Here is a 24,667-nt window from a genome sequence, read left to right as displayed (position 1 = left end):
CCGTGGCGACTTCTGAAGTCGGTCCGTCGCCGGTGGCGAGGTCAGCGGCTGTCAGTCGTCGTTGACGATGGTCCCGGTGCCGAACCGATCGGCGATCTGGACCCCAGGGCTCCCCACCACCAGCAGAGTCAACCTCTCGTCGGTCTCTCGTTTCCGGTCGCCGCGCACCGACACCGGGAAGGTCAGCGTGGTGTGGCCAGCCTGCAGCGTCTGGCAACCGGCGTACGACCGGTAGTCGACGCCAGGCCGCGCGCTTCGGCCCAGGGTCAGGGCGCAGACCAGAGTCGGATCGGAGCGGGGACGCGAGACGGAGACGGTGAAGGCCAGCTCGCTGCTGCCCCGATCACCTTCGACCACCGAGGCGTCGGCGACGGTCAGCGTCGGGCGGGACCGGAACCGGGCCACCTGCGGATCGTGGTCGCTGGCGCCGCGTGACCCGTCTCCCGCGTACTCCGCCGGCCAGTCGGCATTGATGTGCGCGGCCCGCATCCGCACCAGATCATCGTGGAGCGCCGCGGTGACGAAGAGGTGGTCCAGCGTCTGGGCCTGGCCGGCGAAGCTGTACGAGTAGGCGGACGACGGCGCGTCGGCGAGCAGGTCATCCCAGAGGTTGCGCAGCCCCATCTCGTACAGGGGAGCGAGCTGGTCCGACGGGGTCGGGTCCGCGGCCGTCGCGATCGGATCGTCGGGACGGGGAAAGACGTTCAGGTCCCCGCCGAACACCACTCGGGCGTCCGGGTCTGCCGCTGTGACCGCGGAGACGATCGCAGCGCCGTACGCCGCCTGCTCCCGGCGCTGCCCCACCCGGCGGTCAGGGCCGGACGAGTAGTGGTTGCTGGCCGCCCAGAGCGTCAGCCGTTCCTCCGAACCGGGGGCTGCGGCGATGGTGAACCGGCCGAGCTGCGGTGCGCGGGTGAAGACGTTGTCGCCGTCCCTGCCGGTGCTGGTGTCCACGTCGGGCGGCAGGACCGCGTTGAGCGCCTTGGGGTTCTGCACGTCGGCGTTGGACGGCAGCCCGGGCGCGCGGTACTGGACGGTCGGGGCAGCGCCGAGCAGCGGGTCGTCGGCGGTCGCCTCGGCCAGCGCGACCCGGTCGGTGCGGTAGAGGAAGGCCGAGGTGATGCCCCGGGCATCGGCGCCGCTGCGGTCGTGGGCAGCCGCGTAGGCCGGGCCACCGTTGTCGGCGATGGTCAGTGCGAGCTCCTGGAGCGAGTCCGGAGCGCCGTCGGCGTCGTCGGTGTCACCGCAGACCAGCGTGCCGCCGTCAACCACGCAGATGTCCTGGTCCTCGGTCTCCTGGACCAGGATCAGGTCGGGGGAGTGCAGGTCGTTGGTGATCTGGTCGGCGAGCGCGGCGAGTTGGTCCCGGTACTCCTGCTCGCTGCCCGGCACGTAGTCGAACGGCGGTCGTACGCCGGTGCAGCCGTCGTTTCCGGCGAAGTCGCAGCCGTCGAAGGGGTCGTCGCGGAAGTCGTAGAGGTTCTCCACGTTGTACGCGGCGACCGCGTACTCCGTCGACCGCTGGGCCGGCTGCGGCGGGTGGTTCGTTGCCGGGTCGGTGCCGGCCGCGAACACCGCGGACTCGACCTGGACGCCGTACTTCTGGAACGAGTAGTAGAGGCCGCCCACCGCGTCGGCGGTCAGCGTGTCGAAGGTGCGTGCCGGTGGGAGCAGTGTGGTGTTGTCGCCGCTGGCGGCCTTGACGCCCAGGCTGCCCAGCATGATCCGCTGGCCGTTGCCGTCGTCGAAGATCTGGGTGGGGTCGTTGTCCAGCGGGTGGGCGTCGCGGAACACCCGGCGGGTGTCCGGGTCGCTCCGGTCCACCAGCGGGTCATCCCGGTCGACCAGCCAGGTCTCGGCGTCGGCGCTGGAGGCGAATACGGTGCGCCCGCTCACGGTCTGACTGTCCGCGCGCACCCGCATCCGGGCCCCCTCGTGCCGCTCCCAGAAGCGCTCCGCGTCGGCCAGGTCCGCCGGGGGTACCGCGTCGGTCACCGCGACCACCTGGTCCACGTCCAGCCCGGTGGAGATCCGCCGGACCAGCGAGGCGCTGGAGAGCTGCGTCATGTGGTAGTACTCGGAGACCCGGGCCTGGAGCACCACCTCGTCGCCGACGGTCGGCACGTAACCGCCGATGAGAGACGTGTTCGAGCCCATGAAGACGAAGATGCCGTCGGAGCTGGCGGGGTCGCCGTCGGTCGCGTCGGCGCGGCTCTGGAGGAAGAACCCGTGCTGGTCCCGGCCGGCGGAGTCGCGGGCCAGGGTGCGCTGGGTGACCACTCCGCGGACGGCGTACCGCGCGCTGCTGGCACCGTTGCCGCTGGCCGGCGCGAGCGGCGAGCGGTCGGTGCCACCCTCCTCGGCGTCGGTGGTCGGGCCCTGCACCTCGCCGACCGTCAGCTCCCGGGCGGCCTGCACCGGCAGGGTGCAGGTCGCGGTGGTGCCGTCGGTGTCGGTCGCCGTCAGGACCACCGAGTACGCCCCGGCGTCCAGGTCGGCGCTCGCGCTGACGGTGGCCCGGGCGGTGTCACCGACCGCTCCGGCCGGGGTGAACGCCGTCCGGCTGATCGTGCCGGTGGCCGGCGTCGGGGAAACTGACGTGACCGCCAGGTCGACGATCTCATCGTCCGGGTCGGTCGCGGTGACCTCCCGGGACGCCGCGGTGCCCGCCGGCGTGACCAGGGGATCGCCGCAGGTGATGGTGGCGGGGATGTCTACCGGACCGTCGCCGAGGTGGTGCGCGCCGAGCCCGTCCACCGTGTCGGTGTCGAAGCCGGCCCACTCGGCGGCCGGTTCGAAGCTGTCGCCGGGGTCGGTGTCACCCGAGGCGACGCTGCTCAGCCGGCGGAGGGTGTGGTTGGCGGTGCTGGTCAGGCCGGTGCCCCACCCGCTGCCCGGATCAACGCCCACCTGGCCGATCACGTCGAGCACGGTGCTGTCGCGGCGCAGCACGACCGCGTCGTCGCCGTTGAAGAGTCCGGCACCGGTGACCTGGTCGGCCTGGGCGAGGATCGCCGCGTTCGCCGATGAGTGGGCGAAGACAAAGACATCTCCCGCCGCAACCGTGCCGGTGAGGGCGAGGGTGGTCGGCGTGGTGGAGCCGTTGAAGTAGAGCAGCAGCCGATAGCCGCCGGTGGCGAGGTCGACCGGCGCACCGGTGCCGTTGAAGAGCTCGATCGCCTTGTTGTTGGACGAGCCTTCGACGTACTCGGAGATGAACAGGTCGGTGGGGGCGGCGGTGGCGGCGTTGGGCGTGACACCGACGGCCGCGATGCTCGCGGTAGCAGTGACGATGGCGAAGATGGCGAGTGCGCGGCGCGGGCGCATGAAGCCTCCACGGTAAGTGGATAGGAACGTGCGCAGATTAGAGGGTGTGCCCTACCTCGCCCTATCCCCTGAAGGGCCCGATGGTGAAATCTTGGCGGTGGCGTCGAGCCGGTGCACCAACTCGGCAACGTCAACGCTGTACTCGTACCACTCCCGGTCGGGGCGGTAGCCCAGCTCGGCGTTGACCTTCAGCATCGCCTCGTTGTCCTGCGCGTTCCAGGTCTGCACCTCGGTGAGCGCCGGCTCGGCCGAGCGCAGCTCCAACAGCATGCGTGCCTTCATCGCCCGGTCGATGTCGTGCCCGCGGTGCGCCGGTACGACGATCGTGTCGTACTGGTCGGCCCGGGTCGGGTGCTGCGCCGGCACCACCACCTCGGTCAGCCCGGCCACCTCCCCGGTCTGCCGGTGCAGCGCGAGGACGATGTACGGGGTCATCCCTCGTCGGTGCAGGCAGTCGAGGCTGTCCCGGAGCCGCTGCGGGTCGTAGGAGCTGGGGCGGAGCTCGCCCTCCTCGACATCGCGCGCCTCCGCCTTGGCCCGCGCGTACGCGTCGATGAGTTGATCGGGCAGCCCACCGGGGTGGAACTGCACGTCGTACCCCGGGCTGACGCCGTCGGCCGTCCTGCCCAACTCCGCCCAGTCCACTCCGGCCAGGTCGAGCACGCTGCGGGTTTCGACGTACTCTCGGGTGAAACCGAGCGACTGAAAGAAGGTGACCGCCGGGGTGTCGCCGACCACCTCCACGCCGATCGTCTGGAACCCCTCCTGGTAGACGCGGCGGGCAGCGGTCAGGACCAGCTCGCGGCCGAGGCCGCTGCGGCGCGCCGACGGGTGCACCAGCACCTCGAGCACGCCGATGCTGCCGAGCAGCAGCACGTTGACCATCCCCGGTGTGGCCACCCCGCCGGGCCCGACCGGGTCGGCCTCGGCCACCCAGGCGATTCGTCGTTCGCCCGGCATCATCTCGGTCAGGTACTCCCGCAGGAAACTCCCCTGCCAGGGCGGGTCCTGCGGCAGATCGGCGGCGAGGACCGCGTTCAACGTGTCCAGCAGGGACACCATCTCGGCGGACGACGCGGCCCTAAGGTCCCATTCGCGCATCATCACCCGTCTAGCTTGCCGCCTACTGCTGCTCGGGGGAAGTAGGGGATTCCCCGGAAACGTGGATGATCACGTCAGCTCCGGCTTGCCTGCCCGTACTGGTTTGCCTTGTCAAAGACGTCCTGGGCGTACTGCCGCACGTTGTTGTACGACAGGATGGAGTTCCACCAGTCGCTGGCGATGGTCAGATTCCGGCCGCCCTTGCACAGGTAGTTGGCGGCGGCCAGGGCGGCGTCGTCGATGTCGTGCGGGTCCTTGCGGCCGTCGTTGTCCGCGTCGGCCCCGATCTCCTGCCAGGTGGTCGGAATGAACTGCATCGGCCCGATCGCCCGGTCGTAGGTGGCGTCCCGGTCCAGCGTGCCGCGGTCGGTGTCGCGGATCAGCATCCGCCCGCCCTGCCCGTCCAGTGGCAGGCCGATGATCTCTGGGGCGGCTCGACCATCCGAACCGAGCCGGGCGTTGTTGGCCTGCCCGTGCGCCGACTCGACGTGCCCGATCGCGGCGAGCGTGGTCCAGCTCAGGCCGCAGCTACGGTTGGTCTGGGCGAGGACCAGTTCGGCGTAGCCGTAGGCCTGTAGCGCGACCGGTGCGATGCCGACCTTCGGCGCGGTCTGGGCTGCCCAGCTCGCGAGCGTGTCGGCGGGGCGGCCGAGACCGGGGGGCGGGGCGGTCAGCGTGGCGTCGGGTGGGGGCAGGGTGCCGGCGGGGGGCGCCCCGTCGGGCGCGGAGGTCGGTGCCGTCGCGCCGGCGGTGGCGGCAGCGATGTTCGGGCCGGGGCGCAGGGTGGCGGGCACCAGCAGGGCGCCGGCCGCCACGGTTGCCGCGACCAGGAGCAGCAGGAAGCCGCCGGGGAGGGTGAGCTGGCCGCTGGGGCGTCGTGACCAGCGTTGGATCGAACGCGCCGCACCGACCGCCAGCCGGGTGGGTGAGAGGCGGATGGCGTGCGCGAAGGGGACCCGGCGCCGCCGGGCGCTCGTGGCCCGTTCGGGCCCGGCCGGGTCGGCGGAACCTGCCGGTTCGACCTCGTCGGCCCGGTCCGCGTCGCCAGAAGTTGACGGTGTGACCTCGTTGACCGGGTCGGCCTCGGAGCTCTGGGTCGGCTTCGCGTCGGGGTTCTGGGTGGGCTTCGCGTCGGGGGCCGTCGGCGGTTGCAGCCATGGTCGGCGCGGCCGGGGCACCCACCGGGACCGGCGGCCGGCGGCCACGTCGGATCCATTCTGCGCTCCCCCACCCGGTGTGGCCGGGCGCAGGGGCCGGAGGGTCTGGTTCTGCTCGCCGTCCACCACCTGTCGAGTATCACCCATGTCCGGTTGTTCGTCCGGGGCGGTCGTAGGCTGGAGGCATGCCCCGGTACGAGTTCCGTTGCCGCGTCTGCGGTGACACCTTCGAGGTCAACCGACCCATGGCCCGAGCCGCCGAGCCGGCCCGTTGCCCGCAGGGGCACGACGACACAGTCAAACTCCTTTCCAGGGTCGCGACAGTCAGTCGTAGCGGACCGGGTGGGATCGCTCCCACTGCAGGTGGTGGCTGCTGCGGCGGGGGCTGCGGCTGCTGAGTCGGCATTCGATTCGTCGACCTCTCACCGCGCTTGCCGACGTCGGCGCGGAGTGGCACGTTGGAGCAGAACCGGGCCGTCACGCTCGCGATGCGTGACGGGCTGGATTCTCGCAGCATGAACCAGACGTCCTGGGCGGAGGTTCCACGCATGTCGCCACGGATCCACCTCCCGACCGGGTGGGTGACCTTCGTCTTCACCGACATCGAGGGCTCCACCCGGCTGGCCCAACTGCTCGGGCCGGACTACCGGCCGGTGCTGCGGGAACACCGGCGTCTGCTGCGCCGAACGATCGTCGCCACCAAGGGGGCGGAGTTGCTCACCGAGGGTGACTCCTTCTTTCTGGCCTTTGCGGACGCGTCCGCCGCGCTGACCGCCTGCCTGGCCGCCCAGCGTGCGTTGACCAACCACGACTGGCCGACCCCGGACGCCACCCCGCGGGTACGGATGGGGCTGCACACCGGGTGGGCGGAACCCCGCGACGGCGAGTACGTGAGCGCGGAGGTGCACCGGGCCGCCCGGATCGCCGCCGCCGCGCACGGTGGACAGGTGCTCTGCTCCGCATCGACCGCCCAGCATGCCCACCCGTTGCCCGGCGGTGCCTCCCTACTCGACCTGGGCCTGCACCGACTGCGTGGCTTCGACGACCGGGAACGGCTCTTCCAGCTGGCCGCAGCCGGTCTGGAGCGGCAGTTTCCGCGTCCTCGTACCGCTGACGCGGCGGCGCACAATCTGCCCACCTCGGTCACCTCATTCGTCGGCCGGCAGGTCGAGTGGGCCGAGCTGCGCCGGCTGGTGGAGAACTACCGCCTGGTCACGGTGGTGGGCGCGGGGGGATCCGGCAAGACCCGGCTGGCCGTGGAGCTCGCCGCCGACCTGGTCGAGTCCCATCCGGACGGTGTGTGGTTCGTTGACCTCGCCACCGTGGCAGAGCCGAGGCTGGTGGCGTACGCGGTCGCCGCCGGGCTCGGCCTCCGCCCGGAGCCGGGCCGCTCGATGGTGGACACCCTGGTGGAGTACGCCGCTGCCCGCCGGATGGTGATACTGCTGGACACCGGTGACGCCCAGCTGTCGGCATCAGCCCAGGTGATCTCCCAGCTACTCGCCGGCGGGGTGGGGGTGCGGGTGCTCGCGACCAGTCGGGAGTCGTTCGGACTTCCCGGTGAGGTGGTGTGGCGAATTCCTCCACTCTCGGTCGACCCACCGGTGGCCGGGGCGGAGAGCGACGCGGTTGCCCTGCTGCTCGACCGTGCCACAGCGGCGCGGGGCGGTCGGCGGCCCGACCCGGTGGAGTGGGTGGACCTGCGTCGGGTCGTACGTCGGTTGGATGGCCTGCCGCTCGCCATCGAACTGGCCGCCACCCGACTGCGGGTGCTCTCGGTCGGGCAGCTCGCCGACCGTCTCGACGACATCCTGGGTGCCCTCGACGCCGGCCGGGGTGATTGCGATACCGGGCTGGCCGTGCGGCACCGCAGCATGCAGGCGAACCTCCATTGGTCGTACCGGCAGCTAGGCGCGGGGGCGGCCCGGCTGCTGCGCTGGCTGGCGGTGTTCGCCGGACCGGTGGATCTGGCGGCAGTGGAGTGGCTGTTGGACAGCGACCAGCTCGATCCGCTGTCGGTGTTGGTGGAGAAGTCGATGGTGCTGGCCGAGCCGGAAGTCGGTGGTAGCACCTATCGGATGCTCGACCCGATTCGTGCCTATGCGGCCGGCCGGTTGGTGGCGGCGGGTGAGGAGCAGGCGGCGCGGAATCGACACGTGGCCTGGTCCGCACACGTGCTACAGCGGTTGGGCTCGGGGCCGGACGGCCGGCCGGTGACGCTCTCGCTGTACGCGTTCGATCCGCTCGTCGGGGAGCTGCGGGCCGCGCTTCGTTGGTGCACGACGGGGGGTAGCGCCCGGGCGGGGCTCGGGCTCGTCGTCGGGCTGGACCAATGGTGGCGGGAGCGGGGCCTGGCCGGGAAGGGCCGACTCTGGTTGTCCCGGCTGTACGACCGGAGTGTGGAGACCGGTGAGCACATCCCGGACGCGGAACTGGCGGCGGCGCACCACACGTATTCCTTGCACACGGGGGCAGACGGCGACTTTGTCGAGGAGCTGCGCCTGTCGCAGCGGGCGGAGACGGTGGCCCGGCGGGCCGGTGACGCCGGCCTGCTGGCCCGGGTGCTGGCCAGCCGGGCGGCTCCCCTGGTTGACCTGGGGCAGCTCGTCGAGGCGGAACAGGTGTGCCGGGACGTCATTGACTGGGCGCAGCGGCAGGACGTGGTCGACGATGCCCTCTTCGCCGTCCTCAGCCTGGCGGAGTTGCTGTGGCGTCGGGGTGCCTTGGTGGAGGCGGCGGAGCTGCTCGGCGCGGCCCGGCCGGTGGAGGCGAGACGCCCGGTGGAACGGGGCCGCCGGACGGTGGACATGTTGCTCGGCCTGGTGGCACTCGCCCGTGGCGACCTGATCGCCGCGCACGAGCATTTGTTGGTCTCGCTGCGGTCCCGGATGGCGCACGGCTTCCACCGCCGTGCCTGCGACACACTGCAGGCGATTGCCGTGCGCTGTGCCGCGGGGGGCGACCCGTTGACCGCCGCCCGACTCTTCGGCGCGGCGCAGGCGCGGGGGGTCGCCCTGGGGGCGGTGCCGGGCATCAACGGCGACTATCTTGCGCGGTGGCAGGCGCAGGTGCGCGGGGCGCTCGGCGATGTCATCTTCGACCAGACGTACGGCGAGGGTACGGGGTTGGGCATCCGGGAGGCGGCGGCGGTTGCCCTCGGAGTCCAACACCCCGACCTGGCCGCTGATTCGACCCGTTTCGTCGCTGGTGTCGCCCCATCCGCCCGCACCAGCCCCATGGAGCGGCCACTTCGTGCCCCGAGTGCGCCGGATCCCACCTGGGTCGGTCACGAGCCCGACTGAGCTCAGGCGAAGAAGCGGGCCAGGTGGGCCTGGGTGGGGGCAGGCGCACCGGGCGGCAGGAGGGTCAGGTCGGCGAAGATGCTGGCCCCGTCACAGCCGGCGTGCAGGGGGTACCAGCGCGGAGCGTCCGGCGGGCGTTGGAGGCAGATGCCCTTGATGGTCTGGATGTCCAGCAGCCGTACGTGGGTGGGATCGGCGACCGCGTTGACATGCCCCCACCAGGGGCTCATCACGTGCAGAACGCCACCGGGCCGGAGCACCCGGTGCGCCTCATCCACCAACGGCAGGAAGTCGATCAGGTGCTCCAGAATGTGGACGGCGAAGAAGACGTCCACCGAGTTGTCGGCCAGCGGCAGGGTGCGCGACAGGTCGGCCACCGCGTCAACCCCGACCGCGGGGTAGATGTCCAGGCCCAGGTTGTCCGGCCACTGCTTGGTCCCCCCGCAGCCCAGGTCCACCACGACCGGGTTCCGGCCTCCGACCCGGACCCGAGCCCAGACGGCCAGGACCCCGGCGAGCCGGCCGACCCGGTCCCGCACCAGCCGTAGGTCACCCGGCTCATCGACCTCTCCGGTCAGGTGGGCTACTCCCCGGTCGAAGTCCACCTCGACGGCGAGATCCCGCAGCCGGCTGTCGTGCCGCGCCTGGTCTGCCCAGGCCTCGGCGAGGAACTCGTCAACCGCCCGCAGCCGTTGTGCTGAGGGCGGTGTCTGTGTCAGCGCGACCATGGCCCACCTCCGGCCGCCCGTTACCCGGAAACCCGCCCGGTATGCCCCCGGCCTCGGCGGGCGGAGACCGGCCATGGATCACTTCGGGTTCCCGCCCTCGGCCGGTGAACCTATCCTCAACCGATAGGCCGGCTGGCTGCCGCCGCCGGTGCAGAGCGCCCACCGTGCCGGTGGCACGGCTGAGGGCGGTGGCGGTGGGGTGCCGACACGACATGAGGGGTGGGTCGGATGGATCTGCTGGCCGAGTATCGACGGGCGACCCGGTGCTTCGAAGCTGGGGACCCGTCCGAAGCGGCTCGGCTGCTCGAGCCCATCCTCGCGGCCGAGCCCGGCAACACCGCCGTGCGCCAGCTACTGGCCCGGGCATACTTCTCCTCGGCGCAGCTCAGCCGCGCCGAGGAGCAGCTACGCGAGCTGGTTGATCGGGACCCGAGTGACCACTACGCCCACCACGTGTTGGGCCGGACGCTGGAGCGGCTGAATCGGCCGGTGGACGCGCTGCGGCATCTGCGCATCGCGGCGGCGATGGACCACGGCAACGCCGACTATCAGGCGGCGTTGCGCCGGGTGCAGGCCCGGGTCGGTCGCTGACTCTTACCGGTAGGCCCATCGCCCACCCCGCCACCTACGATGGTGCTGGCAACGGAGTCGACGTGGCGGAGGCCCGGCGGTGAAGCTGAAGCTGGACCTACACGACATCTACAACCGAGGCGCCGACATCGACCGGGCCCTGCGCGGAATCATCGACGAGGCGGTGGCGAAGAAAGCCACCCTGGTGGAGATCATCCCCGGCAAGGGGTCCGGCCAGCTCAAGAAGCGGGTGCTGCGGTTCCTTGATCAGAAGGACGTCAAGGCGCTCTACCATCGGGTGGAGAAGGATTCGAAGAACTTCGGCCGGGTCTTCGTGCACTTCCGCTGGAAGTAGTGACGGAACGCTGCCCGGGGCGCTCTGCCTGATTGCCGTGCGGTGTTCGTCGAAGTTGGGCCAGCCAGTCGTCGGCCCAGTCGAGATGCGGACAACCCTTGTTCACGCACCGGGGGCAGGTTCGCCCTCCCCAGTGGCTACGGATGATCATTTCGATTCCGCGAAACACCAGGTCCCGGTCCAGGTCTGCCGGCTCGACGGCGCTGGTTGTGGGGTGGTCGGGTTCCGCCTGCCAGCACCAGTCGACAAACCTCTCCCTGAGGTCCGGTCTGGTGCCGTTGAGTCGGGATAGCTGATCTGATGCCTCGGCCAGGAGCTTTTGCTGGTGGGCCAGCAGCGCTGACCTCCTGCCGCGATACTCGGCCAGCAACGCGAGCCGCGCGGGTTGGCAGGGCCAGTCGGCGCGGCAGGCCCGGCACCGCCAGAGCGGGCGCATGGGGTCGTGTGCCTGTCTCACCACCGCCGGCTCCCGCCCGTGTGGTGGTCACGTAGGCAGCGCTTGAGGTCACCACACCTGGGGCACCAACTGCCCGAGCGGCTCTTGGTCACCAGGCCCAGGAGCACGCCAACGGCGAGCCCAACGACTGCGGCAGTAGCAACGACAGCCATCGACGTCCCCTCAGTCTCGCCTGTCGGCGCTTCGGGCGGGCGGCTGGTGCGCGGTCACCAGCGACCTCCGTTGGCTCGCCACTGCTGGGCCGGGGTGAGCCAGCCCACGCGACCTACCTGGGGATTGGCGACGGTGGGCTGGGTCATCCACGCCGGCAGATTGACCGGCCTAGCGCACTGCACCGTCACGGGGTGCGGGGCGTTGTTCCTCGGCTGCGGCAGCGCGTGCAGTTTCACCATCGACCGCCATTCGCCCGCCACGTCTGAGCGGGCGTCAGCCACCCGACCCGACCAGGCTGGAGGATTGGGGTCGGCTGGGTCACCCCAAGATCCCGGGGCGACACCTTGGGCCCGGGGTGTCGGTTCCACTGGCGTGTTGTCCCGGCGGTAGCTCTGGCGATTGCGGCGACGACCTGGGAAGCGGAACAGCATGGCTACCTCCTCAGCAGTATGGAGGGCCGCTTCACTCCCCGCAGTGGAGCGGCCAAGGCAACGCCCACTCCCGTCCAGAGACAGTGGAGCAGGCACGCACTGCAACCACTGTCAGCCCCCAGGCGCAGCCGTGCAATCATTTAGACTGGGACATGTCACGATGGGTGTCCCACTCCTGAGAGTGGGCCGAAAGTGGTCCCACGCTCGGTAGACGGACTGCTCCAATCTGAGACAGGAGGCCGAATGACCCATGCCGGATCATCCATACCGCGTAGGCAGCTTGGGCGGTACCTAAAGCAGGGACGCGAGGAGGCTGGCCTCTCGCTGGAGGCCGCCGGCGAGGCGCTGGAGTGGTCGCGGTCCACCATGTACCGAATTGAGGGCGGGGGATCGGCAGTCAAAGCACGCGATGTAGCGGCCATGTGCGCCCTGTATGGCCTGTCCCCCGAGATGACCTCGGCGCTGATTGCCTTGGCCGCTGAAACCAAGGCCAAGGGCTGGTGGCACGCTTACGGCGATACCTTGCCAGCTTGGTTCGAGCTGTACGTAGGGATGGAGTCAGCCGCATCGTGTCTGCGGCACTGGGAGCCGGACTCGTTTCCCGGGTTGCTTCAAACGAGAGGGTATGCCGAGCACCTGCTCCGGTCGCATCCGGAACTTGCAGAGCGAGAGATCGGGCATCTCGTCGAGCTGCGCATGGAGCGCCAGAAGATCCTCATGCGGAAGAAGCCGGAGCCTCCGCGGCTAGACGTCATAGTGAATGAGGGCGTACTGCGCCGGCCGTTCCCCGGCATGGCGGAACAGCTCAACCACCTGCACAACCAAGTAGCCGCAGAAGTAGCGGCGATCCGAATCGTGCCTTGGGACACGCGACCCAACTATGCCCTGAACGGCGCTGGCTTCGTCATTCTCGAATTTCCGACGACCGGTATCCGCACCCCCGAGCCCACGACCGTCTACAGCGAGTCACTGACAGGTGCCCTGTACCTCGACAAGGCGACAGAGGTTGCGGCGTACTCTGTGAGGTGGAGAACGCTGGAGAGTTTGTCGCTCGACGCAGACCAATCGGCCAACCTATTGGCCACGATCGCCAAGGAGATGTCACGATGAGTAACCTTATCGGTGCCGTGTGGCGTAAGAGCAGCCGCAGCGGGGGCAACGGTGGACAGTGTGTGGAGGTGGCCGACAACCTCTCCGGCGTCGTCGGCGTTCGCGACAGCAAGGACCCGACCGGGCCGGCTCTGGTGTTCGGTCCGGAGGCGTGGCAGGCGTTCGTGCAGCACGCCCGGCGCTGACAAGCAAGAACTTAAGCCCCCCAGGCGCGTCACCGCCGGGGGGCTTATGCATGCTGGGACCTCAGGTATCGCCTTCCCGGTAGCCGACAGTGGCGTCCAGGCCGGCTGTGCGGGTGCGCGAGACGCTGCTAGTGCTGACGCCCTCCGCCTGGGCAATTCGGCCCACCGGCCAGCCCAGCGCAAATCGCATATACATCCTTGGGTGAAGCGGCCCGGTCCGTCCTGCCGATCCCTCGACAAGGCAGGAGAGACGCCATGACCCTGGCCCGGCTGTCGCCGTCGGTTGGCAGGGGATTTCCTGGACGGGCCCGCCGGGCACCGGGAGGCGGTAGAACGGGGACATGAGGAAGACAGCAGTCCGGGAGGCGGTCGAGAAGCGACGTCCGTCCCGTGTCTGAGAACCTGTTCGACGAGGTCGGTACGCTCCTGCATGCGGCGGCTGACCAGGTTGTGCTGCCGCTGTTCCGCCGGCTGGACGAAGCCGACATCGAGGAGAAGGCCCCCGGTGACCTCGTTACCGTGGCCGACCGGCGGGCGGAGGAGCTGATCTCGGCGGGTCTGCGCCGGTTGTTGCCCGACTCGGTGGTGGTCGGTGAGGAGGCCGTCGCCGAGGACCCGGAGCTGCTGCGGCACCTGCGCCGCTCCGGCCCCGTGTGGCTGGTGGATCCGATCGACGGCACCGCCAACTTCGCTGCCGGTCGCCCGCCGTTCGTGCTGATGGTGGCCCTGCTGATCGATGGAGAACCGAGCGCCGCGTGGGTGTTCGACCCGTTGGTCGGCACCTTCGCTGCCACCCGCCCCGGTATGGGGACGTACGTCAACGGGCGTGCGGTGCGCACGACCGGAGCACCGGCTGACCTGGGCCGGCTACGGGGCGCGGCGATGTCTCGCTACCTGCCGGCGGCCCTGCGTCCGCGGGTGGCGGAGGCCGGTGCGCGGTTGGGCGAGCTCCTTCCCGGCCAGCACTGCGCCGGGCGGGAGTATCTGGACCTGCTCCTCGGGGTACAGCAGTTCGTGCTCTACTGGCACACCCTGCCCTGGGACCACGTACCCGGCACCCAACTGGTCCGAGCCGCCGGTGGGGTCGCCCGGTACTTCGACGGAGCTGAGTACCATCCGGGCGTCGAGGGGTACGGCCTGCTCGTCGCCGCGGATGAGCGGGTCTGGGCGGTGGCCCGGGAGGCGTTCTTCGGCGGAGCGTGAGGGCATGTGCCACCCAGCGTCAACCCGCGCCAAGCCAGCGCATTTGGGGGTCTCGCAGCGCTGGTCGGTCCGGTATTGTGGCCGACGGTCTCCGCCCGCTGGCCGCCGTGCGGCGCCGATGGGACCACCGACCAGCGGGGTTCGCGGGGGCTGATGGCACTCGGGAAGGATCCACTGTGCGCACAGTCCTGCCCCGCGGGGGTTCCCGTCCGCTGACTGTCCTGGCCGTGGCGGTGGCCGTGGCCGTGGCGGTGCTGCTCGGTGCCGTTCCGGCCCAGGCCGAGCCGGGTGAGGGCGGCAGCGAGAAGTTACGGAAAGCGCTGACGGCCGCCGCCAAGGCGCACATCGACGCCACGGCCAAGCTGAAGAACTCCACGCGTCGGCAGGAGGAACTGGCCGCGGAGCTGAAGGCGGTCGAGTCGCGGCTGACTGACCTGACCGCCCAGGTGGGCGCGGTGGCCGCGCAGTCGTACCGGTTGGGTCGACTCACCCCGATGGCGACGTTGTTGGAGAGCACATCGCCCGACGAGTTCCTGAATCGAGCGATGAATCTGGACGTGATGGCCCAGCGGGACGGCCGTCGGGTGCGCGAGTTGACCGAGGTTCGGGAGACCGCGAAGAACGCCAAGATCGCGATTGACTCCGAGGTCCGCGAGCAGGAGAAGCAGCTCGACGTCCTGGCAAAGAACAAGAAGAAGGCGGAGGCGGCGCTCGCCGCGGTCAGCTCGGGGGGCGGCTCCGGGTTCGGTGGCGGTTCAGCCAGCGCCGCGTCAGCGCCCCGGAACTCGAACGGCTCCTGGCCGTCGGAGTCCTGCTCGGTCAACGACCCGACCACCTCAGGCTGCATATCTCCGCGCACCCTGCACATGCTCAAGCAGTCCCAGGCGGACGGCTTCAAACGGCACGTCTCCTGTTTCCGCAGCGGCGGTGGTGGCGAGCACCCGAAGGGGAAGGCCTGTGACTTCTCCGCCGCATCCGGTGGGTTCGAGAACGTCACGGCGACCGGCGGCGACAAGGCGTACGGTGACCGGCTCGCGACCTACCTGAAGAACAATGCGAGCCGACTCGGTGTGATGTACGTCATCTGGTATAGGCAGATATGGATGCCAAATACCGGTTGGCGAGCATATAGCGGCGGCGGGAGTCCCGCCGCTGACCACACCAATCACGTTCATGTTTCGATGTACTGACTCGGGCGGGCCGCCTCGCTGCGTACCATCGCGCGGGTGAACTCCGCCTCGTCCCACACTCCCGTCCGGGCGGCCCGACTCGGGTCGGCTATCGGTCCGGCCCTGCCCAAAGGGCTGGCCGCGTTTCTGGTCTTCTTCTCCAGCGGAGCGGTTCTGGTGCTGGAGACAGCCGCGCTGCGCCTGGTCGGTCCGTACGTCGGGGTGACCCTCCAGGTGACCAGCTCGGTGATCGGCATCGCGTTGGCCGCGATCGCGTACGGGGCGTGGGCCGGCGGGTGGCTCGCGGACCGTCGGGACCCACGTACCCTGCTGGCCCCGGCGCTGGTCCTGGCCGGTATCGCCACCGCGGTGACCCTGCCCGCGGTTCGGTACGCCGGGGAAGTGCTGCGGGGCGGGGCGGCGTCCGCGATCCTGCTGCTCGTCGCGCTGGCCGTCTTCGTGCCGGCGATGCTGCTGTCGGCGGTCACCCCGATGGTGGTCAAACTGCAGCTGTCCGACCTGCGCCGGACCGGCCAGGTCGTCGGTCGGCTCTCCTCGATCGGCACCCTGGGTGCGGTCACCGCCACCCTGGTCACCGGCTTCGTGTTGGTGGCCGCGCTGCCCAGCACGGTGATCCTGCTCGGCCTGGCGGTCTCCCTGGGGCTTACCGGGCTGCTTCTCGGCGGGTGGCTGAGGCGGACGGCGGGTGAGCAGCCGACCGGCCCGGCCCGGGTGTCGGCCAGCCTGGCCGTGCTCGGCCTGCTCGGCGCCGGACTGACCACGGTCGCCCCGAACCCGTGTGACATCGAGACGGCCTACCACTGCGCCCGCGTCGAAGCCGACCCAGGCCGGGCGAGCGGGCGTACGCTGCTGCTCAACTCGGCCCGGCACTCATACGTGGACCTGGCCGACCCGACCCACCTGGAGTACGCGTACACCCGGTGGATCGGGGCGGTCGCCGATGTCATTGCGCCGGCGGGCCGTCGGCTGGACGCGCTGCACCTGGGCGGAGGTGGTTTCACCGTGCCGCGGTATCTGACCGCCACCCGGCCGGGCACCGAGAACGTGGTCTTCGAGATTGACGGCGGGCTGGTCGAGCTGGGTGAGGAGAAGCTCGGTGTGCGTCAGGGGCCGGAGCTGCGCGCGGTGGTGGGGGACGCCCGGATGTTGGTCACCGCCGAGTCGGCGGAGAGCCAGGACCTGGTGGTGGGGGACGCGTTCGGGCATCTGGTGGTGCCGTGGCACCTCGCTACCCGGGAGATGGCCGCTGAGGTTCGCCGGGTGATCCGTCCTGGCGGCGGGTACGTGCAGAACGTCATCGACTATCCGCCCCTGCGCTTCATCCGCAGTGAGGTGGCCACAGTCGCGGCCGAGTTCCGGCAGGTGGCCCTGATTGCCCCGCCGGCCGCGCTCGCCGGTGAGCAGGGGTCCAACTTCGTCATCGTCGCCTCGGACGCGCCGTTGCCGTTGGCCGCGGTCCGAGAGCGGCTGAGTGAGGTCGACCCGGCTGCGGTCGTGCTGGACGGCGCGGCGCTGCAGGAGTTCGTCGGCGACGCGTTGGTGTTGACCGATGACTATGCCCCGGTGGACCAGCTGCTCGCGACCGCGTGATCGCTGCCGCCTCCGCCGCGGTTAGCTGAGCGCAGCGAACGACTGCACCTGTTCGATGGTGCCCTCCACGATCAGCATGCTCCCCGAGGCCAGTACGGTGTCATCGGCAGCCGCCTGGAACCGCTTTCCAGCCAGTTTCGCCGCCACCACCCGTACTCCGTGGCGGTCCTCCGGGTTGAGCTCGTGCAGCGGGCGGCCGGTGAGGCTCTCTGGGGTGCGGACCTTGGCGATCGCGAAGTCGTCGCCGAACTCCATGAAGTCCAGCATCCGGCTGACGATGAGATGGGCCAGCCGTTCGCCGGCCTCCGCCTCGGGGAAAACCACGTGGTGCGCGCCGACCGAGGTGAGGATCTTCGCGTGCTCCGGCGAGCGGGCCCGCGCCCAGATCTGTGGTATCCCCAGGTCAACGAGGGCCAGGACGGACAGTACGCTGGCCTCCATCGAGGCGCCGATGGATACCACGGCGCGTTCGAGGTCTGCCGCGCCGAGCTGGCTCAGTGCCCTTTCTTCGGTGGCGTCGGCCTGTACCACCCGGTCGATCCGGTTCGCCCACCGCTGCACCCGCTCCGCGTCCTGGTCGATGGCGAGCACCGGATGCTCGAGCTGCACGAGCGTGTCGGCGACATGGGAGCCGAAGCGTCCGAGCCCCACCACGATGACCCCGCTGTGTTGGTCTTTCCTAGCCGACAAGGGGTTGCTCCTCCGGGTAGCGGTACAGCCGTCGTCGGGTGTTCAGCGCGAGCGCCGAACCCAGGGTCAATGATCCGACCCGACCGACATACATCAGGACAACAAGTACGTACTGCCCGCCATCGGGCAGGTCGGGTGCGACGCCGAGGGAGAGGCCGGCGGTGCTGAAGGCCGAGGTCACCTCGAAGAGCGCCACGTGGTGCGGCATTCCCTCGGTCAGCAGGATCAACGTCACCGTGCCGGCGAACACGAGTGCCACTCCGATCAGCGTCACCGTGACCGCCTGTCGTTGGCTGGCGGTGGCGACTCGGCGGTGCCGGATGATGACATCCGGCTCGCCCCGTAGCTCGGCCCAGATCACGAAGGCGAGGAGGAAGAAGGTGCTGACCTTGATACCGCCGGCAGTGCTGGCGCTGCCGCCGCCAATGAACATCAGTGCGATGATCGCCGGGATGCTCTCCTCGTCGAGCGCCTCGATGTTGATCACATGGAAACCGCCGGTACGAAAGAAGGCGTTCTGGGCGAACGCGGCGAGGAGCTTCTCCGGCCACGGGCGGATGCCCAGGGTGTAGGGGTTGGACCACTCCGCGGCCAGGAGGGCGACGAAGCCGATGATCAGCAGGGCCGCACTGCCCCAGATGGTGAGCTTGGTGGAGATCGACCAGCGTGCCGGATGTCGCCTACCTCGGACGGCCTCGAACAGAGCCGGGAAGCCGAGTCCGCCGAGGAGCGCCCCGAGGGCCATCGGCACGATGAGCCAGGCGTCGCTGGAGAACCCGACCAGGCCGTCGCTGTAGAGGGCGAAGCCACCGTTGTTGAAGGCCTGGACGGCGTGGAAGACGCCGACCCAGAGCGCTTCGCCGAAGGCGTAGTCGTGCCGAACCCACAGCCGCAGGGTCAGGATGATGGTGATGATCGCCTCGGTGGTCAGTGCGATGGCGGCGATCCGGAACAGCAGCCGGCGGACATTGCCGAGGCCGAACTCGGCGGTCTCGGCCTGCACGAGTAGCCGGTTACGCAGCCCGAGTCGGTGGGATACCACCAGGATGACCAGGGTGGCGCCGGTCACGATGCCGAGGCCGCCGACCTGGGTGAGGATGGTGATCACCGCCAGGCCGAAGTCGTTCCAGTAGTTTGGCGTGTCCACCACGGCCAAGCCGGTCACCGAGACCGCGGAGGCCGAGGTGAAGAGGGCGGTGACGAACGGGGTGTGCCGCTGCTGGCCGGTCGCCCACGGCAGCATCAGCGCGAAGGTGCCGATGAGGATCGTTGTGCCGAACCCGATCGGCACCAGTCGAACGGGGCGCCGTAACAGCCAATGCACCGGACAATCTTCACTTTTTACCTTAGGTGGTGGGGTGGAAATGGCACTCTGGAGGGCCGACCGGCGACGAGAAATCGGCCTTCTGTGGGCGTTTCCGGCCAACCTGTGGCCGGTGGCACCCCGGTGTGGGCGTACCCCGCTAACCTCCTGATCGACGGTGGCTTCGAAGGAGGACAGTGCATGGGCGAGCGACTGGCCGTGATCAGTGGGGGTGGCACCGGGATCGGGGCAGCCACCGCGCAGGCGCTCGCCGTTGACGGTTTCGATGTGCTCGTCGTGGGCCGGCGGGAGGAGGCGCTGCGGGCCACCACGGCGCGACTCTCCTGGGACCTTGCGCGACCCGGCGCGGTCCAGGCGGTGGTGGCAGACCTGACCGATCCGCAGCAGGTTCCCCGAGTGGTCGAGGCGGTCGAAGGCCGGGCGGTGGACGCGGTCGTCAACAACGCCGGGGCCTACCTCGCCGGGGAGCCCGACACCCTGGCCGGGGTCGCCGAGCAGTGGCGGGCCAGTCTTGAGGCGAACCTTCTCCCCGCCGTCCTGCTCACCGAGGCGCTGTGGCCGGCACTGCGGCGCCCCGGTGGCCGGGTGATCCTGGTCGGCTCCAGCGCGGCGCAGCGGGGTGGCGGCGGGCCGTACTCTGCGGCGAAGGCCGCGCTACACGGCTGGGCGTACGACCTGGCGGTGCGGCTCGGGCCGGACCAGATCACGGTCAACGTGGTCAGCCCCGGGTACGTCGCCGACACCGAGTTCTTCGGTGCCCGGATGACAGCCGAGGGGCACGCCCGGCGGGTCGCGGCCACCCTGGTCGGTCGGGCCGGCACCCCGGACGACATCGCCGCGGCGGTCCGCTACCTCGCCGGCCCCGCCGCCGGCTACGTCACCGGGCAGGTGCTCGGCGTCAACGGTGGGTCCGTCCTGGGCCGGTGACGGCGGCGGTACCCCGCCGCCGTCCGCTCGCTAGCCCAGCAGTTCGTAGACCTTGGCGGGCGCTGGCACCACGTTACCGGCGGGCGGAGTGATCGCCGGCACCTCGCTGTAGTCGAAGTACTTCACCAGGTACTCGCCGGCTGGTTGCTCGTCGCTGGCGGGAACGTCGACGGACAGCGTCTCGAGGTTGCCGTCTGCTCCGATCATCGCGGTGAACGGAATCGATGCCGCCGCGTCGCCCAACGCCGTGATGTCCCCGTCAACCAACACCTCGGCGGCCTTCGGCTCATCGGTCAGGTCGACCGTGCCGGTGTATGAGCCATCGGCATGTAGCTGCACATCGTCGGCCGCCTCTATGATCACCCCGGTGTTGCCGACATCGGCGAGGTCGTACGTCAGCGAGTCGTCGGTGAGCTTGCTCTGGTCGAGCTCCACCCACTGCTCCGGCTCGACTCCGAGTAGGTCGTGTAGCTCGGGCGTGTCCCCGAAGTCCACCTTCAGCCACGTGTCCTGGTCAATCACCCAGAAGGACATCACCACACTTAACTCGCCCTCGCCCTCGCCCTCGCCCTCGGACATAGCGACAACCAGTTCCATCCCCTTGCCCGTCGGGTCAACGAAGCCGGAGAGAGCCGTGCCGTCGGGCTCCGCGCCGGAGAAACGGAACGCCGGCGTTGTCTCGTCCGGCACCGCGGCGAGTAGGGCTTCCTTCGGGTCAGCCGGGGGGCTGGGGGATGGCGACGGCTCCCTGTCCACCACTCCGCACCCCGCCAATAGCAGGCCGGCGGCCAGGAGGGTGGCTGATCCGACGGCGGTCCGCCGGATCAGGGAAGTGGCCTGGATGCGCTGTGTCATGCGTGCTGCCTCGCAAATGTTGGGGAAGAGCGCAGTCGATCATTTTATAGCCTCGCCAACCGACAGCCCCGCGCCAGCGCCGGGAGCACTGGTAGAAATGCCTGATGGGCCAGGATCGAACTGCGGTGCGCGAGCAGGCTGAGACGGTGCTGCGGCGGTTGGCCGGAGAGGACGCCCGGCTCCGCGACGACCAGTGGCGGGCGATCGAGGCGCTGGTGGTCGACCGGCGGCGGGTGCTCTGCGTCCAGCGCACCGGTTGGGGTAAGTCAGCGGTCTACTTCGTGGCCACCGCGCTGCTGCGGACGGCCGGCGAGCACGGACCGACGGTGATCGTCTCCCCGTTGCTGGCGTTGATGCGCAACCAGGTTGACGCGGCTGCCCGGGCCGGGATCCGGGCCCGGACCATCAACTCCGCGAACCTCGACGAGTGGGACGAGATCACCGGGGAGATCCACGCGGGGACGGTGGACGTGCTCCTGATCAGCCCGGAACGGCTCAACAATCCGGACTTCCGGGACACCGTACTGCCGAAACTGGCAGCCACCACCGGGCTGCTGGTGGTGGATGAGGCGCACTGCGTCTCCGACTGGGGGCACGACTTCCGCCCCGACTATCGCCGGCTGCGGACGTTCCTCGGCAACCTGCCGGCCGGCACGCCGGTGCTCGCCACCACGGCCACCGCCAACGCCCGGGTCACCCAGGACGTCGCCGAGCAGCTCGGTGCGACGTCCCGGCTCGGGGCGGAGCCCGAGACCCTGGTGCTGCGGGGCAGCCTGGACCGGGAGTCGCTGCGGTTCGGCGTGGTCGACCTGCCCGGCCCGGCGTACCGGCTGGCCTGGCTCGCCGACCACCTGGACGAACTCCCCGGCTCCGGCATCATCTACACGTTGACGGTGGCCGCGGCGATGGAGATCGCCGAGTTCCTCCGGTCCCGGGGCTACCCCGTGGCCTCGTACACCGGCCAGGCTGACGACGCGGACCGCCGCGCCGCCGAGCAGGATCTCCTCGACAACAAGATCAAGGCACTGGTGGCCACGAGCGCGCTCGGCATGGGTTTCGACAAGCCCGACCTCGGGTTCGTGGTGCACCTCGGCGCGCCACCGTCGCCGATCGCGTACTACCAGCAGGTCGGCCGGGCCGGCCGGGCCGTCGCCCACGCCGAGGTGCTGCTCCTGCCCGGTGGCGCCGAGGACGCCGCGATCTGGCGATACTTCGCCGCGCTGGCCTTCCCGCCGGAGGGCCAGGTGCGGTCGGTGCTGGCCGCCCTGTCCACCGACCGTCCCCGCTCCACCCCGGCGCTCGAGCCGATCGTGGATTTGCGCCGTACCCGGTTGGAGCTGATGCTCAAGGTTCTGGACGTGGACGGCGCGGTTCGCCGGGTACGCGGTGGCTGGATCGCCACCGGTGAGCCCTGGACCTACGACGAGGTCCGGTTGCGTCGGGTCGCCGCGGCCCGCACCGCCGAACAGGCGGCGATGCGGGAGTACGCGACCACCTCCGGCTGCCGTCTTCGCTATCTGCGGGAGTGCCTGGACGACGCTGGGGCAATCGACTGTGGTCGATGCGACCGGTGTGCCGCACCGACCTTCACCGCGGAGCTGTCCGCGGAGGCCCTGCGGGCGGCCGAGGCCTTCCTCGGCCGCGCCGGTGTCGAGATTGCCCCCAAAAAGCTCTGGCCAACTGGCCTTGCCGCGGTGGAGGTGCCCCTGCGGGGGCGGATCGCCCTCCCGGAGCTGGCGCTGCCCGGTCGGGCCGTCGGACGCCTCTCTGACCTCGGCTGGGGCGGGCGGCTGCGTGAACTCGTCGGGCCGGACACGGCCGATGTGGAGGCGCCCGACGATGTGGTTGCCGCTGTGGTGGAGGTGCTCCGGGAGTGGGCGCACGGCACCGACCCCTGGCCGCTTCGCCCCGTCGGGGTGGTCGCGGTCGGCTCCCGCCACACGCGGCTGGTCACCTCGCTCGCCGGGCGGATCGCCGCGGTGGGGCGAATGCCACTTCTTGGCACCGTTTCGGTATCCGCTGGGGGTGGGGCCCGCGGCAACAGCGCACAACGGGTACGCGCCCTGCACGGTGCGGTGGCCCTGCCGTCGGAGCTGGCCGATGCCCTGGCCGGACTGGCCGGGCCGGTACTGCTCGTTGACGACCTCGTCGACTCGGGGTGGACCATGACGATGGTGGCCCGGGAACTGCGTCGGGCGGGAGCACCGGAGGTGCTTCCGCTGGCCCTGGCGGTCGCCGGTTGAGAGCTCAGTCCGGCTGACGGATCGGGCGCTGGGCCAGGTAGTGCAGCAGGTCCCGGATATGGTGCTTCTCCTCGACCGACACCGCCGGGTCGGCCAGGCGCTCGAGGATCGCCCGGACATCCGCCTCGACCGGTCCGTCGTTGCCGAGCCGAGGCAGCGTGGAGCCGACCTCCGGCAGACCGAGAGCGCGGAACGCGGCGGCGACGGGTAGGTCGAGCGCAACGCAGAAGTCCCGCACCTTGGCCAACTCGGGGTAGTCCTGCCAGTCACCGGCGAGCCAGCGGAAGACGGTGGAGCGGCCGATCCCGGTCTGGGCCGCCAGGTCGGTCACCGTCCAGCCGCGCTCTGCGCGGGCGTTGTCGATGGCGCGCCGGACGAAGCGGGCGAACGCTGCCTGTGCGGTTCCCTTTCCCGAAGCCATCCCAGCTGATCTTCCTCCCCTCGGCCTGGTGCGGCCTTCCGCGTCATCGAGAATCGACACTCGACGGTGCGTGGCTCGAGGGTAGTACGACGGTCCCGGCTGGGTACCGACCACTGTGGATGCAGGGGGTCAGTTGGTGGGGTCTGTGGTGGTGCCCGCTGGGTGGTAGGTCGCACTGGTTGCCGTCGCCCCGGCTGGCTCGCCGAGCAGGGTCGCCAGCCTCGGCGTGACCCGCCACCCGTCAACCAGGGCCCGGTACTGCACCCGGTGCTCAGCAGTCGGGGGCGCTCCGGTGCGGCGGGCCCGGATGAGCAGGTTGCGCGGCGTGTGGCGGGAGTCAACGAACTCGACCACCTCGGCCCGGTAGCCGTGCAGCCGCAACAGCCCGGCCCGGACCGCGTCGGTGAGCACGTCGGCGAAGCGCTCGCGGAGGATGCCCTGCCGAGTCAGCAACTCGTACGGGGGTGGGGTGGGCTGGGAACGAAGCTGGGCGGCGAGGTCGTGGTGGCAACAGGGAGCCGCGAGCACCCAGCGAGATCCCCACCGCACAGCCCGCGCGAGCGCCTCGTCGGTGGCGGTGTCGCAGGCGTGCAGGGCCAGCACCAGATCGGGGTCGGGCCCGACAGCCGCATCGGTGATCGTTCCCGCCACAAAACGCACCTGATCGGCCCAACCCAGCCGCCGAGCCAGCTCGGTGTTGCGTTGGCGCTGGTCCTCGCGGATGTCCACGCCGACCAGGTGGACATCGATGCCCTGTTGGGTCAACCAGCGGTACGCGGCGAAGGTCAGGTAAGCGTTCCCACAACCCAGATCGACCACCCGTAGTGGGCCGCGGAGCCCGTCCGGGAGCGTCGCGGCGAGCGCCCGCAGAAAGGCGTCCACCTGCCGCCGTTTGGCGGCTGACCCGCCGATCACGGTGAAGATCGGGTCGCCGGGATCGAGCAGGTGGGCCTTCGTTCGGTCATGGCCGACCGGCTCGGCCACCGGCGGGGCCGCCGTGCGGTGCACCTGCGCCGCGCCGGACTTTGTGACTCGGAGCTGCAGGGTCATCGCTGTGGTCTCGACGTGCCAGTTGCCGAAGGGCTCGGCCAACAGGGCGTCCACCGCCGCCTCCGCTTCCGCGTCACGGTCGAGGTTGCGGGTGTGGGGTGCACTCCCGTCTGCGGTGATGACCTGGAGGCGGGGGCCGGATTTGAGGGTGACCGGCCGTAGCTCCGCACGGTGCACCGATGGGCGAAGCCCACGGCGGTGCCCGGCGGCCACCGCCCGGGTGAGCCCGGCGTCGAGCAGCAGCGTCCGCACCTCGGCGAGCGCGATGGGTAGGGGTTCCGGCATGGTGTCATCCTCC

Annotated in this window: 20 protein-coding genes; 11 read left to right on the top strand and 9 right to left on the bottom strand. The window is 70.3% G+C overall.

The features are described 5' to 3' along the window. Window positions 1–51 precede the first annotated feature (51 nt). The 3 genes from SALPAC6_RS0117005 to SALPAC6_RS0116995 form a co-directional block, all read right to left on the bottom strand. The gene (locus SALPAC6_RS0117005; RefSeq protein WP_018254576.1) at window positions 52–3,327 is read right to left on the bottom strand and encodes a lamin tail domain-containing protein; all 3,276 of its coding nucleotides are present in this window, start codon (window positions 3,325–3,327) and stop codon (window positions 52–54) included. Between the two features lie 51 nt (window positions 3,328–3,378). Beyond that, window positions 3,379–4,431 (bottom strand): GNAT family N-acetyltransferase, encoded by a 1,053-nt coding sequence (locus SALPAC6_RS0117000; protein WP_018254575.1) that lies wholly within the window; start codon window positions 4,429–4,431, stop codon window positions 3,379–3,381. A gap of 71 nt (window positions 4,432–4,502) precedes the next feature. Further along, window positions 4,503–5,732, bottom strand: a complete 1,230-nt coding sequence (locus tag SALPAC6_RS0116995) for a lytic murein transglycosylase (RefSeq protein ID WP_018254574.1) — start codon at window positions 5,730–5,732, stop codon at window positions 4,503–4,505. Window positions 5,733–5,770: 38 nt separating this feature from the next. On the opposite strand from SALPAC6_RS0116995, the gene SALPAC6_RS28000 reads away from it, so the two are divergent. After that, complete coding sequence (locus tag SALPAC6_RS28000; protein WP_026189766.1) at window positions 5,771–5,983, top strand: FmdB family zinc ribbon protein; 213 nt, start codon at window positions 5,771–5,773, stop codon at window positions 5,981–5,983. A gap of 117 nt (window positions 5,984–6,100) precedes the next feature. Then, a complete protein-coding gene (locus SALPAC6_RS0116985) occupies window positions 6,101–8,887 on the top strand; it encodes an ATP-binding protein (protein WP_033666401.1) in 2,787 nt (928 codons plus the stop codon). 2 nt (window positions 8,888–8,889) lie between these two features. Here SALPAC6_RS0116985 and SALPAC6_RS0116980 read toward each other — a convergent pair whose 3' ends face one another. Continuing rightward, window positions 8,890–9,615: a BON domain-containing class I SAM-dependent methyltransferase gene (locus tag SALPAC6_RS0116980; protein ID WP_018254572.1), complete on the bottom strand. Its 726-nt coding sequence runs from the start codon at window positions 9,613–9,615 to the stop codon at window positions 8,890–8,892. 228 nt (window positions 9,616–9,843) lie between these two features. Between SALPAC6_RS0116980 and SALPAC6_RS0116975 the strand changes: the two genes are divergently transcribed. The 7 genes from SALPAC6_RS0116975 (at window position 9,844) to SALPAC6_RS0116945 (ending at window position 16,859) form a co-directional block, all read left to right on the top strand. Then, window positions 9,844–10,206: a tetratricopeptide repeat protein gene (locus SALPAC6_RS0116975; RefSeq protein WP_018254571.1), complete on the top strand. Its 363-nt coding sequence runs from the start codon at window positions 9,844–9,846 to the stop codon at window positions 10,204–10,206. 79 nt (window positions 10,207–10,285) lie between these two features. Next, entirely contained in the window at window positions 10,286–10,540 is a 255-nt protein-coding gene (locus tag SALPAC6_RS0116970; RefSeq protein WP_018254570.1) for a Smr/MutS family protein, read from the top strand. A gap of 1,284 nt (window positions 10,541–11,824) precedes the next feature. Further along, a complete protein-coding gene (locus tag SALPAC6_RS0116965) occupies window positions 11,825–12,691 on the top strand; it encodes a helix-turn-helix domain-containing protein (protein WP_018254569.1) in 867 nt (288 codons plus the stop codon). Beyond that, the gene (locus SALPAC6_RS0116960) at window positions 12,688–12,876 is read left to right on the top strand and encodes a DUF397 domain-containing protein (RefSeq protein ID WP_018254568.1); all 189 of its coding nucleotides are present in this window, start codon (window positions 12,688–12,690) and stop codon (window positions 12,874–12,876) included. Before SALPAC6_RS0116965 ends, SALPAC6_RS0116960 begins: the two co-directional genes overlap by 4 nt. 390 nt (window positions 12,877–13,266) lie before the next feature. Next, window positions 13,267–14,079 (top strand): inositol monophosphatase family protein, encoded by an 813-nt coding sequence (locus tag SALPAC6_RS0116955; RefSeq protein ID WP_018254567.1) that lies wholly within the window; start codon window positions 13,267–13,269, stop codon window positions 14,077–14,079. Window positions 14,080–14,255: 176 nt separating this feature from the next. Further along, window positions 14,256–15,269: a coiled-coil domain-containing protein gene (locus tag SALPAC6_RS0116950; RefSeq protein ID WP_018254566.1), complete on the top strand. Its 1,014-nt coding sequence runs from the start codon at window positions 14,256–14,258 to the stop codon at window positions 15,267–15,269. A 36-nt stretch (window positions 15,270–15,305) separates the two neighbouring features. Next, window positions 15,306–16,859 (top strand): fused MFS/spermidine synthase, encoded by a 1,554-nt coding sequence (locus SALPAC6_RS0116945; protein ID WP_018254565.1) that lies wholly within the window; start codon window positions 15,306–15,308, stop codon window positions 16,857–16,859. Between the two features lie 21 nt (window positions 16,860–16,880). Here SALPAC6_RS0116945 and SALPAC6_RS0116940 read toward each other — a convergent pair whose 3' ends face one another. Together SALPAC6_RS0116940 and SALPAC6_RS0116935 are read right to left on the bottom strand one after the other, a co-directional pair. Next, a complete protein-coding gene (locus SALPAC6_RS0116940; RefSeq protein WP_026189764.1) occupies window positions 16,881–17,549 on the bottom strand; it encodes a potassium channel family protein in 669 nt (222 codons plus the stop codon). Beyond that, a complete protein-coding gene (locus tag SALPAC6_RS0116935; RefSeq protein WP_026189763.1) occupies window positions 17,539–18,873 on the bottom strand; it encodes a TrkH family potassium uptake protein in 1,335 nt (444 codons plus the stop codon). The genes SALPAC6_RS0116940 and SALPAC6_RS0116935 overlap by 11 nt, the downstream gene beginning before the upstream one ends. A gap of 180 nt (window positions 18,874–19,053) precedes the next feature. Between SALPAC6_RS0116935 and SALPAC6_RS0116930 the strand changes: the two genes are divergently transcribed. Next, window positions 19,054–19,800, top strand: a complete 747-nt coding sequence (locus SALPAC6_RS0116930) for an SDR family NAD(P)-dependent oxidoreductase (RefSeq protein WP_026189762.1) — start codon at window positions 19,054–19,056, stop codon at window positions 19,798–19,800. Window positions 19,801–19,830: 30 nt separating this feature from the next. Here SALPAC6_RS0116930 and SALPAC6_RS0116925 read toward each other — a convergent pair whose 3' ends face one another. Further along, window positions 19,831–20,655: a hypothetical protein gene (locus SALPAC6_RS0116925; protein WP_018254561.1), complete on the bottom strand. Its 825-nt coding sequence runs from the start codon at window positions 20,653–20,655 to the stop codon at window positions 19,831–19,833. Between the two features lie 104 nt (window positions 20,656–20,759). Between SALPAC6_RS0116925 and SALPAC6_RS0116920 the strand changes: the two genes are divergently transcribed. Then, entirely contained in the window at window positions 20,760–22,898 is a 2,139-nt protein-coding gene (locus SALPAC6_RS0116920; RefSeq protein ID WP_018254560.1) for a DEAD/DEAH box helicase, read from the top strand. A 4-nt stretch (window positions 22,899–22,902) separates the two neighbouring features. Here the strand turns inward: SALPAC6_RS0116920 and SALPAC6_RS0116915 are convergent, their stop codons facing one another. Together SALPAC6_RS0116915 and SALPAC6_RS0116910 are read right to left on the bottom strand one after the other, a co-directional pair. Next, window positions 22,903–23,319 carry a helix-turn-helix domain-containing protein gene (locus SALPAC6_RS0116915; protein ID WP_018254559.1) on the bottom strand — a complete coding sequence of 139 codons (417 nt, stop codon included), beginning with the start codon at window positions 23,317–23,319 and terminating at the stop codon, window positions 22,903–22,905. 129 nt (window positions 23,320–23,448) lie between these two features. Then, on the bottom strand, window positions 23,449–24,654 hold the full coding sequence (locus tag SALPAC6_RS0116910; RefSeq protein ID WP_018254558.1) for a class I SAM-dependent methyltransferase: 1,206 nt from the start codon (window positions 24,652–24,654) through the stop codon (window positions 23,449–23,451). Window positions 24,655–24,667: the final 13 nt, after the last annotated feature.

It is taken from the genome of Salinispora mooreana, from assembly GCF_000379065.1.
Lineage (GTDB): Bacteria > Actinomycetota > Actinomycetes > Mycobacteriales > Micromonosporaceae > Micromonospora > Micromonospora mooreana.
The sequence above is the reverse complement of the archived record's forward strand: the minus strand, read 5'-3'. Positions and strand labels throughout refer to the sequence as shown.